The 17,692-nt window shown below is 36.7% G+C and carries 11 protein-coding genes and 2 pseudogenes; 3 read left to right on the top strand and 10 right to left on the bottom strand.

Annotated features, from left to right (window positions below):
* Positions 1-33 precede the first annotated feature (33 nt).
* Positions 34-873 carry a transglutaminase-like domain-containing protein gene (locus ACP6PM_RS11505; protein WP_426584706.1) on the top strand — a complete coding sequence of 280 codons (840 nt, stop codon included), beginning with the start codon at positions 34-36 and terminating at the stop codon, positions 871-873.
* A gap of 462 nt (positions 874-1,335) precedes the next feature.
* Here ACP6PM_RS11505 and prfB read toward each other — a convergent pair.
* Both prfB and ACP6PM_RS11495 read right to left on the bottom strand, forming a co-directional pair.
* A protein-coding gene (prfB, locus tag ACP6PM_RS11500) for a peptide chain release factor 2 (protein WP_426584704.1) occupies positions 1,336-2,458 on the bottom strand; the annotation gives its coding sequence in 2 pieces (ribosomal slippage) (positions 1,336-2,385 and positions 2,387-2,458; 1,122 coding nt in all).
* Between the two features lie 471 nt (positions 2,459-2,929).
* A complete protein-coding gene (locus ACP6PM_RS11495; RefSeq protein WP_426584702.1) occupies positions 2,930-3,664 on the bottom strand; it encodes a Bax inhibitor-1/YccA family protein in 735 nt (244 codons plus the stop codon).
* 599 nt (positions 3,665-4,263) lie between these two features.
* Between ACP6PM_RS11495 and ACP6PM_RS11490 the strand changes: the two genes are divergently transcribed.
* Positions 4,264-4,959, top strand: a complete 696-nt coding sequence (locus tag ACP6PM_RS11490) for a PEP-CTERM sorting domain-containing protein (RefSeq protein ID WP_426584700.1) — start codon at positions 4,264-4,266, stop codon at positions 4,957-4,959.
* 329 nt (positions 4,960-5,288) lie between these two features.
* Here ACP6PM_RS11490 and ACP6PM_RS11485 read toward each other — a convergent pair whose 3' ends face one another.
* From ACP6PM_RS11485 to ACP6PM_RS11450, 8 genes and pseudogenes are all read right to left on the bottom strand, one after another.
* The gene (locus ACP6PM_RS11485) at positions 5,289-7,073 is read right to left on the bottom strand and encodes a hypothetical protein (protein ID WP_426584789.1); all 1,785 of its coding nucleotides are present in this window, start codon (positions 7,071-7,073) and stop codon (positions 5,289-5,291) included.
* Positions 7,074-8,196: 1,123 nt separating this feature from the next.
* A complete protein-coding gene (locus tag ACP6PM_RS11480) occupies positions 8,197-8,922 on the bottom strand; it encodes a pentapeptide repeat-containing protein (RefSeq protein ID WP_426584698.1) in 726 nt (241 codons plus the stop codon).
* Positions 8,923-9,089: 167 nt separating this feature from the next.
* On the bottom strand, positions 9,090-11,690 hold the full coding sequence (locus ACP6PM_RS11475) for a GAF domain-containing protein (RefSeq protein WP_426584696.1): 2,601 nt from the start codon (positions 11,688-11,690) through the stop codon (positions 9,090-9,092).
* A gap of 126 nt (positions 11,691-11,816) precedes the next feature.
* Positions 11,817-12,950, bottom strand: a complete 1,134-nt coding sequence (locus tag ACP6PM_RS11470; protein ID WP_426584694.1) for a glycosyltransferase family 4 protein — start codon at positions 12,948-12,950, stop codon at positions 11,817-11,819.
* Positions 12,951-13,150: 200 nt separating this feature from the next.
* Entirely contained in the window at positions 13,151-13,318 is a 168-nt protein-coding gene (locus ACP6PM_RS11465; protein ID WP_426584787.1) for a hypothetical protein, read from the bottom strand.
* Between the two features lie 31 nt (positions 13,319-13,349).
* Positions 13,350-13,808 (bottom strand): annotated as a pseudogene (locus ACP6PM_RS11460) (DUF4291 family protein).
* Positions 13,809-14,556: 748 nt separating this feature from the next.
* Positions 14,557-15,732, bottom strand: a complete 1,176-nt coding sequence (locus tag ACP6PM_RS11455; RefSeq protein ID WP_426584692.1) for an NAD-dependent epimerase/dehydratase family protein — start codon at positions 15,730-15,732, stop codon at positions 14,557-14,559.
* Between the two features lie 478 nt (positions 15,733-16,210).
* On the bottom strand, positions 16,211-16,801 hold the full coding sequence (locus tag ACP6PM_RS11450; protein WP_426584691.1) for a chromophore lyase CpcT/CpeT: 591 nt from the start codon (positions 16,799-16,801) through the stop codon (positions 16,211-16,213).
* Between the two features lie 575 nt (positions 16,802-17,376).
* Between ACP6PM_RS11450 and ACP6PM_RS11445 the strand changes: the two are divergent.
* Positions 17,377-17,692, top strand: a pseudogene (locus ACP6PM_RS11445) (hypothetical protein); the annotation flags it as partial.

Genomic DNA, 17,692 nt, shown 5'->3' with positions numbered 1-17,692 from the left:
ATTATCGATCATTAGAAGTCTTAAATATTATTTATGAAAAAATTTAAACTCGGTTGTCAATTAAATTATACTATTTCTCAACCAACAACTTTACTATTTAATCTTCAAGTCGTTAATAATCACTGTCAAAATACTTTACAGGAAAAACTACAATTAAATCCATCTTTAGCAATAGATAAATATATTAGTGGTACTGAAAAAAATAGATTTATTCGAGTTAATGCCCCTGCTGGAAAAATTGAAATTTCTTATCAAGCAACTGTAGAATTATTTCATTATTATGCTGATTCTAGTAATATTCTAGAAGTTCCACTTGCTAATTTACCTGTAGAAACACTTCCTTATCTTTATCCTAGTCGTTATTGTCAATCTGATTTGTTATTTGGTTTAGCCGAATCAGAGTTTGGAAATTTAAACCCTGGTTATTCTAGAGTTATGATGATTTGTGACTGGATTTATGACAAAGTAAAATATTTATCTGGCAGTACAGATTCTCAAACTTCAGCTTTTGATACTGCTACAGAGAGAGCCGGAGTTTGTCGTGATTTTGCTCATTTAGGAATTGCTTTTTGTCGCGCATTAAATATTCCAGCTCGTTTTGTTTCTGCTTATGCTTATAATCTTAATCCACCAGATTTTCATGCTTGTTTTGAAGCTTATTTAGGTAATCATTGGTATTTGTTCGACCCGACTAAATTAGTACCACTTACAGGTATTATTAGAATTAGTACAGGTCGGGATGCTACGGATGTTTCTTTTGCGACTTTATTTGGCATATTTGAAATGAATAATCAGCATTTATTTGTAGAAGATATTTCTGATTTTAAAGATAATCAAAAAGTAAAGGATTTTGAGGCGATCGCTATTTATTGAATAAAGTGGTAGGTTTTCAAGAATTAACAATTAATAATTAATAATTACCTCTTCTTTACTAAATAATAGGATTTGCTAAAAGGATTTTTTTTTCTTCTCTTGGTTGATTGGATATGGCGTTTAGCGTTCCGCACAACTTCGTTAACGCTGCGCGACATGAAAAGCGTTCGCGGCTCTGCACTCTTCGGGAGACCTCGCCATCCCATCTACCAGGTCATGCTCCGCAAACAACCGCTTTTTTTTCCATGAATGGAGAGGCTTTGTACCTTAATTTTTCGGTAAATAATTGTAGGTTGGGTAGAACTAACTCACGCACGGGAGCAAGATGCTCCCACTACCTAACAATTGAATATTGACAGACCATTACAGCATATTCCAGGTATCTGATGCACAAATATTAATATTTAAACCTCTCAAGTGCGGGCATCTTGCCCGCAAGTAGTGTACGTTTTGAAACCTAAATTAAGCTGACTGACTTTCGACCATTTGATTTTCCTGGCGTAGATAAGCTTCAATAAATGAGTCTAACTCACCATTCATCACATCTGTAATAGCAGTAGTTTCTTCCTGAGTCCGTAAATCTTTTACCATCTGATAAGGATGGAAAACATAGTTACGAATCTGATTTCCCCAAGCTGCCTCTACTATATCACCCCGAATTTCACCAATTTCTTGGGCGCGTTGCTCTTGAGCTATTATCAGTAACCTAGCTTTGAGTAATGCCAAAGCTTTTTCCTTATTTTGTAACTGACTCCGCTCTTGAGTACAACGTACAGCAAGACCTGTAGGAATATGAACTACTCGCACCGCCGTTTCTACTTTATTCACATTTTGACCGCCCTTACCGCCAGAACGAGAAGTGCTAATTTCCAAATCCTTCTCTGGAATATCCAACTCTACAGAATGGTCTAATATAGGCATCACTTCCACACCAGCAAAACTGGTTTGTCGTTTGCCATTAGCATTAAAAGGTGAAATTCTGACTAAGCGATGAGTACCTTTTTCCGCCTTCAAATAACCATAAGCATAACGACCAATAATTTCTAAAGTTGCAGACTTAATACCTGCTTCGTCTCCCTCAGAAATTTCGGCTAACTGCACCTTATATTTATGGTCTTCTCCCCACCGGGTATACATTCGCAGTAACATCTCTGCCCAATCTTGAGCATCTGTACCTCCTGCACCAGCATTAATAGTCACAACTGCTCCATTTTGGTCATACAAACCAGATAATAATTGCTGCAACTCCCATTGATCCAACTCGCGGTTGAGATTAGAAATTGTCAAATTCGCTTCTTCCAGCAAAGATTCATCTGTTTCTAATTCCAATAACTCAACGATCGCCCTAGTATCTTCCAGATTACTTTGCCATTGTTGATATTGCTGAAGATGGGATTTCAGATCGTTAAGTTCTTGCAGAGTATTTTGTGCCGTAGTTTGGTCATCCCAAAATTCCGGTTGAGCTGCAATTTGTTCTAAATCTTCGATTTTTGCTTTTAGTGCGGGAATGTCAAAGATAGTCCTGGGTTGTTCCCAGGCGAGAGGACAAATTTTCTATTTCTCGTTTAATGTCTAATACTTCCATGGCGATCGTCTCCTAATCAAAAAAGTCTTTGTTTGTTGTTGCGCTAACCGCGCCTCCCAGATATATTTATAGCGAGTTTTTGCACTAACCGCGCCTAATTATAAGTGTTTTACCAAACATGATATTACAATACTGACAAATTTAAAATGGTGCGACAGGGTGGAAGCTTATCCCAAACAGGGATTTTTAAGTAGCTTTCAGAGCTTAGATTATCAAATAATTGGGTCTAAAACCCTGCTTTTTCAAGAGAAATGTTTTTAGAGGGTTGCTCACGCATCCCTGTTAGAAAAACAACTTCTGACTTCGTTAAAAATGTCCTAACCTAAATGGGCAGTGTTATACAACCAGAATTACTGCTGGTACGCCAGAAAGTTCTAGGTTTTAGGGAAAATACTAAAAGTAGGGGTTTGGTGACCAAACCCCTACACAAGAGCAGGGCTATTTCATCAACTGCTCACTGCTACTAATAACCTAGTCGCGACCACCACCACTAATTGCAATTATCAGTCGCAGAATAAAGATAAATAGGTTGATGTAAGTTAAGTACATAGAGAGAGCTGCCGGAATATACTGATCGTCTCTATAAGTACGGGGCAAAATGTAGAAATCTACTACTGCAGCACCAGCAAATAGAAATACACCAATGCCAGAGATGGCAATTTCTAACCAACCTGCTGTATAAATACCGAAAAAGCTAAAAATAACTTGGCCAACAACTGCTACTAATAGTGCCATTATTCCCAGGCTAACAGTTTTTGTCAAGGCCATGCCATCTTCTTCAGACAAATTTGAGCCTATTTGACGAGCTGCAATAAAAGTGACACCACAACCCAGGGCTGCAAAACCTACTCCCCCAATACCTACTCCTTGGGTACTTAAAGCTACAAATACTAAACCACTCAGGGTATAGCCCGATAGCAGGCTATAAGTAGCCAATAAAGGTAGAGCTACGTTGTTATTGCCTTTTTCAGCAATTCCACGGGCAACAAAAAATAAGACTAATTCTGCGATGAGTGCTATCCAGAATGTAGTCATAAATATAGCCGGGTTAGAGTTTAGGACTCCTAGGCCACCAAATGTACCTACTGCTGTGAGGACCAGGCCACCCCCTACAAAAGGTAAAGCATTAGCAATCACGTTTGGGCCAACTAACGATTGTCCTTGGGCTTCACGCATTGCTTGACGGAAATTACTGGTATTAGCCATGATAGTTTCTCTTCGTTAATCAAAAAGGATTTCTATATATATATATTGTGACACCTGAGTGGATTTTGTGCATATACCAGATTACCGACTATTTGTAAATGAATTTGTACATATTTTCCAATAACTTCATTTTAGCTAAAAAATTCTGTTTTCACTCATTATAAATCCCTGGGTAACATTACTTGATTTTTCGGTACAATCGGTAGAATTGTGCTTGAAAATCTATATAAATCATTTTTTCTTCATTTTCCATACATATAGCGTAGGTGTGAGATAGTAATGGGCTTAATAGTAAATACCCGGTTGAATGTAAAAAAAATTACAGCTTATGCTAAAAATATCTCTGGTGAAACAGCATTGAATTGAGTGAAATTCCAGCAGATTTTCTTGAAGATTCGGTAAAGACTTGGAAAAAGACTTGCAATACTTAAGTGGGGTTAGCTAGATTATATTTGTGAGGGAAAGAGAGGTTCACAAACCGCTAAAACTACGGAGAAGAACTTAAAGCTTCTACCTAGAATAATGGGTAAAGAAACTAAGTATTAACCTCTTAATTACTGAGTAAAAATCTACATAACTAATTACAAGGAGTCTTCAAAATGAAAAACCAAATCGTTGCTTCCATCGCTGCTATTCCTTTCGCTTTAGGTGCTGTATTTGCTGGTACTGGCGCTGCTAATGCTCAAATTATTCAATTTGATGATGTTGATGTGACTGGTGGTATCCTTTCCTATGATGGTGAGGGTGGCGCTCTATTTGGTACAGACCTGTTGCTAGATACAGTATTCGGAGTTGATACTCCTGAGAACTCTAGCTCTCATCTCTTTTGTGAAGATTGTAAATTGAACTTTGAAACAGGAGCAAATATCTCAGAAGATCCCTATACATTTGCTGCTGGAGGTTTAGTTACTATTGAAGGAACCGTTAAGGATGGAGATACTGTTATTGCTAGTGGTACTTTTCTCGAAGGTTACTTTGGTGAAAATATTGTTGGCTCTGCTACTGAGTTCATGCCAAACATTGGTGCTGCAGTTTTTACTGGTCTTGGTGTTGATACCATGGATGCAGCAATTAGTAACTATTTTGGTGTAGATGCTACTGAATTCAATTTTGCACAAACAAGTATTGCAATAGGTGAAGTTAATGTAGAAGCAAATGGAGGATTCAGTGGTTCAGTAACAAACGTTGATATGGATAACGTTCCTACTGCTGCTACTCCTGAACCTGCAACATTATTCGGTCTCGGTGTAGTTGCTACAGGTTTAGTTGCTAGCCGTCGCAAGAAAAGCTCCTAAGCAAAAGTCAGGTAATAGGGTGAGCGATCGCTCTACTCTAACTAATCATAGTGATATTAGTCAGAGTCTCACAAGTCTATAAAAAAAATAGGCGATCGCATTCTCCTTACCTAATTTGCCTCGACTTGATTTATACTGATCGCTAATTTTACCATTAACTCTAAATTAGACTTTGGTATCTACACATAATTAACAAACATCTACTAGCATCCAAAATGGTATAAAGAGGATTAAGAAATCGGTAGTGGTGTACAAGTAGTGATTTTTGCATTTTTACCCCTTACGGTGAAAGGATTTTACTTCTAAATATCACTACATCTACAGGACTACTAGGACAAAGAAACGTGACTGTTAATATCAAAGCCAGATTGATTTTCGAGAATGACAATAACTCTGGAATCATTAGTCCTCATCAATTCACCTGCTGAAGTTAATTTCAAATCATTGAGACTACTAATACCATATAGACTCTTACTAATGACTATACTATCTCCTTCCGAAGGATTAAAGTCAAGAATCCTGTCAACACCAGACACTGAATCATAGTACTGGAAACCAAAGCTATCAGCACCCGCACCACCAACTAAAATGTCACTATCTTCCATGCCTGCTATATAGTCATCACCGTCTCCTCCAAGTAACACATCATTACCGCGTGAACCTAGGAGAGCATCACCACGAAGACCACCATACATATAATCATTACCACCATTACCATAGATATAGTTACCGCTATCGTCTCCAATGAGAATATCAACAGTATTGTCTCTACCGGTCATGTTGACTTCTCCGATAAACTCAATTTCTTTTAACACATCTGACACTTGAGAACTAGAGATATTGTTCAGGGTAATTTTCTGATTGGACACAGAAATAGTCAGAGTATCATTAGAGTGACTAACATCAAAACTTGCCTGATTATTAGAGGCATTATAATAATCGTTAATATCAATCTGAATCCGATCTTCGTCAGGATTGAAATCTGTGATTGTCTTTTCTCCACTAGAGAGGACAAAAGTATCTTGACCACCATTACCAGTTAGATTATAATTCCCTTTTCCAGCAACTAAAATATTAGCTTCATCGTCTCCTATGATATTTTCATTAGAGTCAGTACCGACGAAATTTGACTTTGTCAGAACAACACTACTCTCAACACTAAAGCCAGATTGATTTTCCAGATTGGCAATTACAGCGTCTTTGACTGACAATTCATTAGTTGAGGAATTAAAGGTAACATCATCAATATCGCTAATACCATAGGCACTTGGATCGATATAAATCACATCTCCTTGAGCAGCAGTATAGTCCTTAATTAAGGCACTTCCAGAAAACGATGGCTCATTTAAATCAAAGGTATCAGCACCAGCAGTACCTGTTAAAATCTTTGACACTATCTTTATCTGTGTCTTTTGGATAAGATTATCAAAAGTTTGTATGAGCTTTTCATCTTCTCCAGTAAACTCAATTTGTTGTAAGACATCTGCTAGTTGATTTTGAGTAATATTTTCTAGAGTAGCAAGATGGTGACTATAAACAGAAATATTGAGAGTATTATTACTTACATTATAAGTAGGCTTGAAGTCTGCGTGGTTGTAATAGTCGTAATATGCTTTCACATCAATCTGAATCTTATCTTCAGCAGGATTGAAGTCTGTAATGGTTTTTGTTCCGAAATCACCTGCTGGAAGTGTTGGTGTAGTACCACCATATGGAGAGAGGATGAAAGTATCCTTACCACCATTACCAGTTAAAGTATCGTTTCCTCGTAAAGGAGCTAAAACGTTATCCTCATCGTCTCCAACAATCAGATCGTCATGCTTACTACCAACGATATTCTCAATATCGAATAACGTGTCTTGGGTACCGAATCCGTCGTCTTCGATTTCAACAGAGTAACCAATTATCTTCTTATCTTTATCAAAGACTGGTTCTCTATTGCTTAAGTCAACTATAATGCCTTTTGGAGTGTCATCGTCGCTATAGTGGGATGTATCGTCATCAGGACCACCATAAATACGGTCATGACCATTTCCACCAAAAAACTCATCGTTGCCTGCAAATCCATACATCACATTATCACCAGCTGTCTTTGCCTGTTCATAGCCAGTGATAATCTCAATTCAGGAGAAAGCTTTTTTTATGAGTTTAGTAATTTAGATACAATATGCTTTGAAAAATTTTGGGAGATATTTTCAGAGAATTACCCAGATGATTTACATATAATTCGCTTGAGAAATGCCGGATGTCATCAATCATTGAACTTAACAATTCCTGATAATATTATTCTCATATTTCAACCAAGTTATAGTCGAGAAATTAATCCGAGCTTAGTGGCTATGGTTAGCCATCAAACAAAAACGCATATTGGATAATATTTAGAGATTTATCAGACTTAAGAGAATTTCTTGACAAAATTCTACTAAATATTAACCAGGATTTTGTAGCTTCATTAACAGGATGGCAGTTCATCATTGAGGCTTTAAAAAAAGTAGGTATACTTAAAAATTTTCATTGGTCTGCTCCGGCTGGGTAAACAAGTTGGCAATAATGCTCTGCATAGTTTTGGCGTTCGCGGAGCGTTGCGTCAGCAGTATCGCATATATAAGTAGTAATTTTTTTATATATGTGTGATAGCAGTATCAAGTATAGCATTCTTTTTGAGAAATGGTATTATATCACTTTATTTTAGTAACCTTTGAAAATTCTCTTAAATTGGGAGCCGATCATAAATATTTGTTGGTGATATAGAATCAGGTTGAAAAGTCGTCCCCAGCGACAAAATAGAAGCAATCTCGCGCCACCCATGATATTGCTTGCTTCGACTCCGTTCCAGTTGCAATGACTACAATAACTAATCATCTGAATTTGATACTATCGCATGGTTCAAAGAAAAAGTAAAAATTATCAGGGCGATCAAAAGTAGGAATTATAAGTAATATCATGTCCGGTTAAATAGTTATAATTAAAGCTTCGTAGTAGGGCTTGAGCAAAAAGATAGATATTTCATGTTGCTCAAGTCCTACTACAAAAAAAACTTTTTTATCGCTTATGATCCGGACATCATATAAATCATTTCTACTTTTTTCAGTTGAGCATATACAGCGCTACGCGCAGCTCAGAAGTCAGAATTCAGAAGTCATCCCTGACTGAGATTGATTAAAACTACTCCCTACTCCCTGCTCCCTACCTCCAAAGATTGAAAATCATACCCGCGTTTGAGCAACGCCAGAATTTTTATTGGATTTCAGGAATTACTTTTGGCGCGGCACATTCTATAAAATTATTGATTAAACATACAGTTGGACCTATACTTGTACCACGCAAGTTAACTCCTTCTAAATTAGCTCCACTGAGATTAGCAAGAGTGATATTTGTTTCCATTAATTTAGCTTTAGTCAGGTTAGCATTAGAAAAATCTGCATCCTTCAAATTTGCTTGATGCATATTAGCATTAAAAAGATCGGATTCACTCAAATCAGCATTTTCTAAGTTAGCTCTAAACCAATATGATTGACGTAAATTTGCATTAGATAAATTAGCTCCACTAGCAAGAGATTCAATCAAATTTGCTTCAAATAGATTAGCATTTTCTAAATTTGCCTTTGTTAGATAAGCTCTAGATAAATTGGCATGACCTAAATAAGCATCTGTTAAATCTGCACCTCGAAGATCCGCATCATTCATTGTTGCTCTAGAAAGGTTAGTATTAGATAGATTAGCATCAGAAAGAATAGTTACCGCCAGGTTAGCACCAGACAAATTTGCTCCTTCGAGATTTGCTCCTGCTAGGTCAGCTCCAATCAAGTTAGCATTAGATAAGTTGGCTCTACGGAGGTCACATCCTGGACATTCATTAGTTTCTAATAGTCTTCTGATGGCTGCTCGGTTAGCTGCTTTTGCTGAATTTATCCAGCCAACTTGGGATAAAATAATAATAATTGCCAATATTGTTAGTTTCATATTTTGTATTTGAGGTAATTCAGTTATAGCGCTACGCGCTAGGGAATAGGGAATAGGGAATAGGGAATAGGGAATAGTTGGAAAAACAGTGATAATTATAGATAGTTTTCATTATCAATTATCCATTATCCATTATCCATTATCCATTATTAATTATCCATTATTAATTATTTAGTTGTCATAGTATAACTGCCATCCCAATCATTGGGTGGAGGAGTTTTTATATAGTCAAGCGATCGCTCAATATGTATCGCAACTGCTTCATCTTCAGGTCTAATTTTTTGTGCTGTCTCAAAATAATTAATTGCCTCAGCAAATTTCTTTTCTGTATAAGCTTGTCTAGCTTTAATATAAAGTTCTAAGAACTCTTCTGTTTCCAAGTCAATAGGTTGAGAAATTGCACTAATTAATTCATAAATACTCACAGCTTTTTGTTTACCTTTAACTTTAACTTTATCTAACTCTCTGACCAAAATCTGATCTCTACAAAGTTCATAAGTAAACTCACTCAAAATAATATCACAGCCATATTGTTTAGTAATTGCTTCTAAACGGGAACTCAAATTTACACCATCACCAATTACTGTATAATCCATTCTTTTTTGGGAACCAATATTACCAGAAACCACTTCTCCTGAACTAATACCAATACCAATTTTAAATTGTGTTTCATCAGGACGAGATAAATTAAATTCCCGGAGACGGTGACGCATATCCAAAGCAGTTTTCACAGCCATCAAAGCATGATTTTCTAAAGCTAATGGTGCCCCAAAAACTGCCATTAAAGCATCCCCAATAAATTTATCTAGAGTACCTTCATGGTCAAATACTGCCTCTACCATTGTCTCAAAATATTGATTCAAAAGTTTAACTACTTCAGACGCTTCTAGATTTTCTGTAATAGTTGTATAACCTCGAATATCAGAAAATAAAATAGTTACTTCTTTACGTTCTCCTTCTAGTAAAGCATCTTCACCTAAAGCCATTACTTGTTCTGCTACCCCTGGTGTCATGTAGCGATACATAGCATTTTTCATGCGTTTTTCTTGACTAATATCTTCTAAAACTACCAACCCACCACGCACGCCACCTTCAGGATTTGTCAAGGGATTAACTGTTAAATTAACACTCCGTTCCAAGACTCGATCTATTTCTGATAAATCTATTGATTTGCTAATATTTTTATGATTATTTTGAATCGGATTTTCCTGGATATTTGTTGATACGTTTTCTCCCCAAGCAAAATAAATATTGGGATTTTTTGGGTCAGGAACTGCTAGGATGTTAATTAGTTCTTCTTCCTCTTCCAGATCTTTGTTGATAAATGAACCTACTCGTAAGTTTTGTTCTGGAACATATTGTCTAGTACCATTATTCAGACTGTCTTCTAAACGGAACTTCAAGTTTTCAATTGGTATAACTTCCCATAGATATCTACCAACCAATTTTTCTTCCCAAATTTGCCCACTTGTTTTACCTTTTACTTCATGTTTAATAGGGCAACCCAACATTTCTAAAGCTGCTTCATTAATAGTCACAATTCTGCCTTGCATATCTGTAGAAATTACAACATCAGACAAACTTTGTAGGATATCTTTCTGATATTGTTTTTCTACTAAAACATTTTCAAACAATTGAGAATTTTGGAGAGCAATACCTGCTTGAGCATTAAAAGCTAATAAAAATTGTTCATCTGAAGCAGTAAAACTACCTTGATTTTTATTAATTAACTGAGTTACTCCAATTAATTCACCTTTAGCATTGTATATAGGCATACAAAGAATATTTCTTGTTTTATAACCTGTTTTTTGGTCTGTACTAGGGTCAAAACGAGGATCTATATAAGCATCAGGAATATTCAGAGTTTGTCCAGTAGAAGCAACATAACCAGCAATACCACGATTTGCTGGTATTCTAATTTCCATCATTTTTTTTCTATCTGCTGTTGCTACCTTAGTCCAAAGTTCATTTGTTTCTTTACTAAGTAAAAACAATGTGCTACGGTCTGCTTGCATCAGGTTACGAGCTTGATCCATTACAGCTCTTAAAGTTTTTTCCAGGTCTAGACTTTGACCTAAAGTTGTGGTAGCTTTTAGTAGTGCTGATACCCCTCGCTGATTCCGAGCCGCAGCATAAAAAGATTGACAACTTTCAAGAATAATCCCCATTGAGTCAGCGAAAGAGCGGAATAGTTGCTCATCTTCTCTATCAAAGGGGACATCATTTTCTTTATTCAGTAGTCGTACCACTGCTACTGGTAGATGAGAGTTAGTGGTACTAAAAATTGGCATACATAGGATGGTGCGAGTATCATAGCCTTGGGGTTGGTCTACCTCTTGGTTAAAGAGTGGGTGACTCTTGGCATCGGCAATATTGAGTGCTTCTCCTGTCGTAGCCACATGACCTAAAATACCTACATTAATTGGTAAGTGGTACTCTTGAGATTTAGCTGTATTTTCTACAACTGTCTTGTACCAAAGTTGTTTTTTTTCTTGGTTAACCAGAAAAATAGTTGTTTGATCTGCTTTCAGGACTTGACCAATTTTTAAGGTAAAAGCATCTAAAAGTTGTTCTAATAAAGTTTCGATACCTTCGTTATTAATTAAGTCGATGGCCCATAGATATTGATGAAACTCTGCAGTAATAAAGTCCAGAAGACAAACAAACTCTCCTACTGGCAAATCTTTGACACGAGTTGCCAGTAGACCCATACGCTCAACTTGAGTCAATGTTGCGAGAATACTGCCAGCAGTGTTAGAGAATGTCATTTGGACTTCTTTTTCTTAAAGTTAAATGGCTCCAACTTAAGTTTATTTTGCTTTGCTTAAATTTTCCAAAGTGGCAAGATTAGTTTACCAAAAAAAAGGGCTTAAACCCTTTTTTTTTTGATATTTTTAAGCTGCTGATAGCATAGAATAGGCAGAGATAATTTTTTGATAATAGTTTCTTAACTGTTGAGTCGCTGCTGACCATCCCCAACGTTCCGCTTCAGCTCTGGCATTTTTCCGTAGCGTTTCTCGTTCTTCTGAGCCGGCTAAAAGGTTTTGAGTAGCTGTAATGGCTCCTTTTTCATCAGCCGGATCGAATAGATAACCATTTATTCCATCTGTAACAATATCAGGAATGCCTCCTGAATTGGCCGCTACTACTGGAGTCCCAGCGGCCATCGCTTCTAAAAGTACCAATCCTAAAGTTTCGGTACGAGAAGGAAAGATAAAGGCATCGGCAGAAGCATAAGCAGAGGCTAATTCTTGACCACGCAAATAGCCCACAAAATTAGTAGGAGTGTTGGCAAAATGTTGTTCTAGGGTTTGTCTGTTCGGGCCATCACCTACAAGAGCTAGGCAAGCGTTGGGGATGGCCTCTAGAATTGGTTTAATACGCTCAATTTCTTTTTCTGCACCTAAACGCCCAACATATAGTAGTATTGTATTGTTGGGATTTCCTCGACTGAGGCGATCGCGCATTTCCAGACTTGCATGGTGGGGCTGAAATAATTCTGTATCTACTCCCCGCTGCCATAAGTCCACTCGTTCAATGCCATGGTTGCTTAGTTCTTCTACCATTGCTGTAGAGGTACAAAGATTTAGGTCGGCTTGGTTATGACCTGATTTAAGTAATTCCCAAAGTAAGCCTTCGAGCATTCCTAAACCATAGTGATGTAGGTATTGAGGCAGGTGGGTATGATAAGATGCCACGAGTGGAATATTCAGTTTTTTCGCATAGTAAAGGCCACCTAAACCTAATACCGCAGGGTTTGCCACATGAATTATATCTGGCTTAAATTTGTCTAGCTCTTCTCTGATCGTAGGAGTTGGTATTGCTAATTTTAATTCTGGGTATAGGGGTAGGGGAAAACCCTCAATGCCACAAATTTTTGCTCCTTTATATTCTGTAAGTCCTCCTGCTGGAGAAAATATTAGCACTTGGTCGCCAGCACGTTGTAGATATTCAACCGTGTGACACAGACGGGTAACTATACCATCTATTTTTGGTAGAAAAGTTTCGGTAAAAAGGGCGATCCTCATAAGTATATTAGCTTGGAAAATATTAGTCAGAATATTGCTTTTTTTGGGCGTTGTAACAGGTTTAGTTATTACCTATTTATTTGAGTCATATCAATTCTGGATATTAATTATTGTCAACTCTACAGGGACTTGGAATGGAGTGCAAGGAAGTACTCTTAGGCTTTTAGAGATTGCTTCCTGACCGTTGTCATGCCAACTATTTAAGCAGACTTCATATCGGGAATTGATAATCTTAGTTTGTGTATTATCTCAGAATTATCTACTGGATAAACATTTTCTGTCGGTGTAATTAAGTTAATCCATTTATTTGATTCTCTATTACTGCGCTGCTGTTGTACAAATTCTGTAATATTTTCTATCTTTATAATCCAATCTCGGCTATAATTTTGTAAAATTTCATCACGCAGTCCTAGTTGAATTGCTCGTCTTTACCAGTTTTTGACCCATAGGATTATGGTCTGGGTCCCATTGCAATCTTACAGGCGATCGCTGTACAGCTTTTTTCCATTCTTCTATAGTGTTATATATAGCTGGGATAAATTTTTAATGTACTGCTTTTGCTAAAATTTCATCAAATGCTATGCGTTTGATAGTTACAGAGAGAATGACTTCTTGCCCTGTTTTTGTTCCCCATCCAGAACGATACATCATTCACAAAAAGTTAGGTTTAATCCAACTCATTCTACTCAAGCTAAACTCACCACCAAAATAACCTTTTGATGCTGCAAAATCACTTATTTCTGGTCTATATGCTTGATAGACAACTATAGAGTTTTCATTAAATTGCGCTAATATTTGTTTGCCTCGTTCTGGCCAATTATTAACTTGAGTTAAGTAGTTTTCTGTGACTAACTGCATATTAACTAAGTAGTAGTCTTGAGTAATTTTATATCTTAATTTTTTTTACTATCTCTCAATGATTCTGAAGAAAAAAACAATAAAAATAACTTAGTTTTTAGGTCAACCTTTAGGCATGAGTTTTGTCACTTTATATGGCGATATAAATTATTTTAAATTACCCCATCTTTAATATCTACAAATATTAGCAAAATATTTTAATTTACCTAAATTAAATTTATCAAGATTACAAGAGGTAATAAGTAAATCTATTACCTCTTGCTTGAATATGTAGATAAAACTCAGGTTAAAATTAGGATCAAATTCATTATATATAATCCCAACCACAAGTAAAATTACTACATTTACTGAATATAAATCTATTAAAGAAGCGGTCAGCACTCAGCAATCAGTCGGATTATTTTTTTTACGTGAACTAAGGGAATTTAAACCCCTCCCAAACCATCCTGCTTATAGAAGCAGAGGATTTTAAACTGAGCCGATCAAAGTTGTTAACGTTTCGCTTCGCGACATGAAAAGCGTTAGTGAAGCTCATCTGTTAGCGCAGCTTCTCCGGAGGAGGCAAGAGGCAGCTCCTCTGCAAGAGGCAGTTCCGACCCAGGAGGCTAGCTGAATGCTAAAAGCTGATAGCTAGTTAAAGATAGAGTTTTTATTCAGTTTAAGATACTAATGTACTTTTTAGAGAATCTGATTGTTTATTTTTTTCCTGAGTTTTGGATATTAATGTATTTTTTACAGAATCTAATTGTTAAGTTTTTTCTCGATGCCAAGATACCTTCGGTAGAATATGATCTTTATCAACACGTTGCTTGTATTGAATAGCATAGTTGAGTAGAGAATCTAAGAGAGAATCAGACAGATAATGAGGATCTAAACCCAGGTCCAGCAAATTCGTATTTTTGGCATTGAAATAATGTTCCTCTAATTCTACTCTAGGATTATCCAAGTGACTAATCTTTACATCTAATCCTATAGATTCACCGGCTTTTTGGACTTTCATTGCCAAGTCAGCCACACTAAACATTTCCGTAAATTGGTTAAAAACTCGGAATTTACCTGCTTCTGCGGGGTTAGCGATCGCTATTTCCATGCAACGGACTGTATCTCTAATATCTAAGAAGCCACGAGTTTGTCCACCTGTACCATAAACGGTAAGTGGATGGCCAATAGCTGCTTGAATACAAAATCTATTGAGAGCTGTACCAAAAACTCCATCATAGTCGAGACGGTTAATCAAAAGTTCATCTTTGATTATCTCTTCATCTAAGAGACCAGTTAGAGCAACACCATATACAACTCCTTGATTGAGGTCTGTAGCACGGAGACCCCAAATTTTACAGGCAAAATGAATGTTGTGGCTGTCGTGAACTTTACTGAGATGATAGAAAGACCCTGGTTGTTTAGGATAGGGCAGAGTATCTTTACGCCCATTATGTTCAATTGTGATGTAACCCTCTTCAATATCTATATTAGGGGTACCATATTCTCCCATAGTTCCCAGTTTAACCAAGTGGGAGTCTGGAAAATCCTCTTTCATTGCATAGAGAATATTGAGAGTACCAACTACATTATTAACCTGAGTCATAACAGCGTGTTCCCGGTCAATCATAGAAAATGGAGCCGAACGCTGCTCGCCAAAGTGGACTATAGATTCTGGTTCAAACTGACGTAGTGTTTTACTCAGGAAGTCGTAGTTGGTGATATCTCCTATGTATAGGTCAATTTTTTTGCCACTGAGGTCTTTCCAACGTTGGATGCGTTGTTGAATGGGGGCAATAGGTGTCAGAGTTTCGACTTGAAGTTGCATATCCCAGTGTCGCCTAACCATATTGTCTAGGATACCTACTTCATAACCTTGATTGGAAAGATAAAGAGCGGTTGCCCAACCGCAGTAGCCATCGCCACCAATTACCAGGACTTTCATAAATTTACTTTGAATCTTGCTTACTGATATTCGGTTAATGTACCAGGTATTAGAACTTTTTGACACTCTCTGAATTAAATCAAAGGTTTTTTGAGTACCGAAGGTTCGACCTTAGAACTGAGACGTTTGCGCAGCATTCCGCAGGAAAGCGATCTAACAGCATATTATTGCTTTAATAACCTCAGGCTAAAGGTTTCATGTCAGGTCGCCAAACAAGGAGTCTTAAAATCAAATTACGAAATTATCTCCCTTCAGATTCAATCAGTAAATTTATAGTATGCTTTCTGATTCTCTCTAATTATTCAACTCTAGACAATATTTTTATACCATTTTTACAAAAATATAGTTATACCAAACTTTTGATGCCAAATCATTAAGATATTTGTACCGATCGGCTCCAAATATAACTAGCAAAAAACTTTATGAAATTGGTATGATAACTTTTGGGCAAGATATAGCAACCTATGACAGGGAAATGTCAAATCGTAACTTCATCAGCAAAGCTAGTCCAACGAACAAATTCAAAAGGTCCAGCGATCGCTCCCCATACCTGTTTATTTGTTTCAGGGTCACATCCTGTGTCATGGCTAATAAATTTCTGTTCATCTATCTCAAAGTGACTTTTTAGATAGGTAGTTTTCCCTTTACGGACTACGGTACAACCTTTTCCTGGTTCTACTTCTCCTCTAAAACTATGACCTGTCCATTTTGTAATAAAGGTGCAGCCTGGTAATTTTTTAATTTGTTCTGTTTTGAGAGTTTCTAGGCATTGAAGGTTGCGAGAACCTCCATAAAATTCTTCTTCTTGATCGATAGCGTAGTTTTCAATATCAATATGGTCTTCTGAAGGGACTAATTTCAGGATTCGGACTCGATAGGGTTTGTTGAGGGTAATGTCATAAGCTTGCTCTAGATAAAGACTAATTCCATTGAGTAGTTGATATGGAAGTGGACGCATACAGACGCGAATATGAGCAAAAAGGGGTGGGTTGTCAAAAGCTTGTTGTTGGTTACTGAAGTCGGCGGATAACCAACGTGCCAAGGTAGTAATGTCTGTTGAGTGGGTCATTTTGATTGAGTGTAAATTCAGGATTTCAAGTTAAAAATAAAATTTTAAATTAAATGTTTTTATTTGATCATTAGGGAACTTTATAAAAAGTTTAACGTCTCTATACTTAATTTTTTATTTTGTTTGCTAGTTAAATATTTTTTCAACCGTTATTTTTTGTCATATTTTTCAAATTTTGTATTTTGCATTTTTTTAGATAAAGAAAAGTTAATAGTATTTGATGGGGTTGATGTGAATAGTAAGTAAACTATTGGGACTAAGAGTAATTATAAGCTGGAATAAAAGCTAATAGGTTGGAATTTAGGAAAATACTATGGAAAGCGGGTTTTAGAGCAGAATTAGTTTTTGAGTTTTTGGATATGGCATCTATTTCAATATCAGTTAAATTGGAATGATTTAGAAGTTTTGCTTCACCAAAAATTTAGGTTGAGAGATATAAAATATTTGGCCACTTAAACATTTTGTAACTCATTAGATTTGCCTAGTATTTTGATAGCTAGATCACAAAATTTTTATTCTCAAAAGTGAAATTCTCACTTATAATCTTGGAAAAATTACTTTCTTGAGATAAAGAAATGGATGATCTTGGTTTAGATCTTGGTTTTAGTATAGAAGCATCTCAAATTCCAATTCCAGAGCAAAATTTAGTCGTTCCTTCACCTATTAACACTCTTATACCTGGACCACCAACAACTGTACCAGGCTTTGAGTTAGTTGATGGGCCTGAAATTATTCCTAATCAATTTGTTGAAGTTCCAATTCCAATAATACCCGGTCCTTCTGGTCCTGTAGGTCCTACTGGTCCTGTGGGTCCTACTGGTCCTGTAGGTCCTGCTGGTCCGGCTGGGGGTCCTGGTCCCGCTGGTCCCATTGGTCCTGTAGGTCCTGAAG

Origin of the sequence: Dapis brunnea BLCC-M229 (assembly GCF_050015995.1) — a bacterium.
GTDB lineage: Bacteria > Cyanobacteriota > Cyanobacteriia > Cyanobacteriales > Microcoleaceae > Trichodesmium.
Note: the sequence above shows the minus strand (reverse complement) of the source record. Positions and strands in the feature narration are given on the sequence as shown.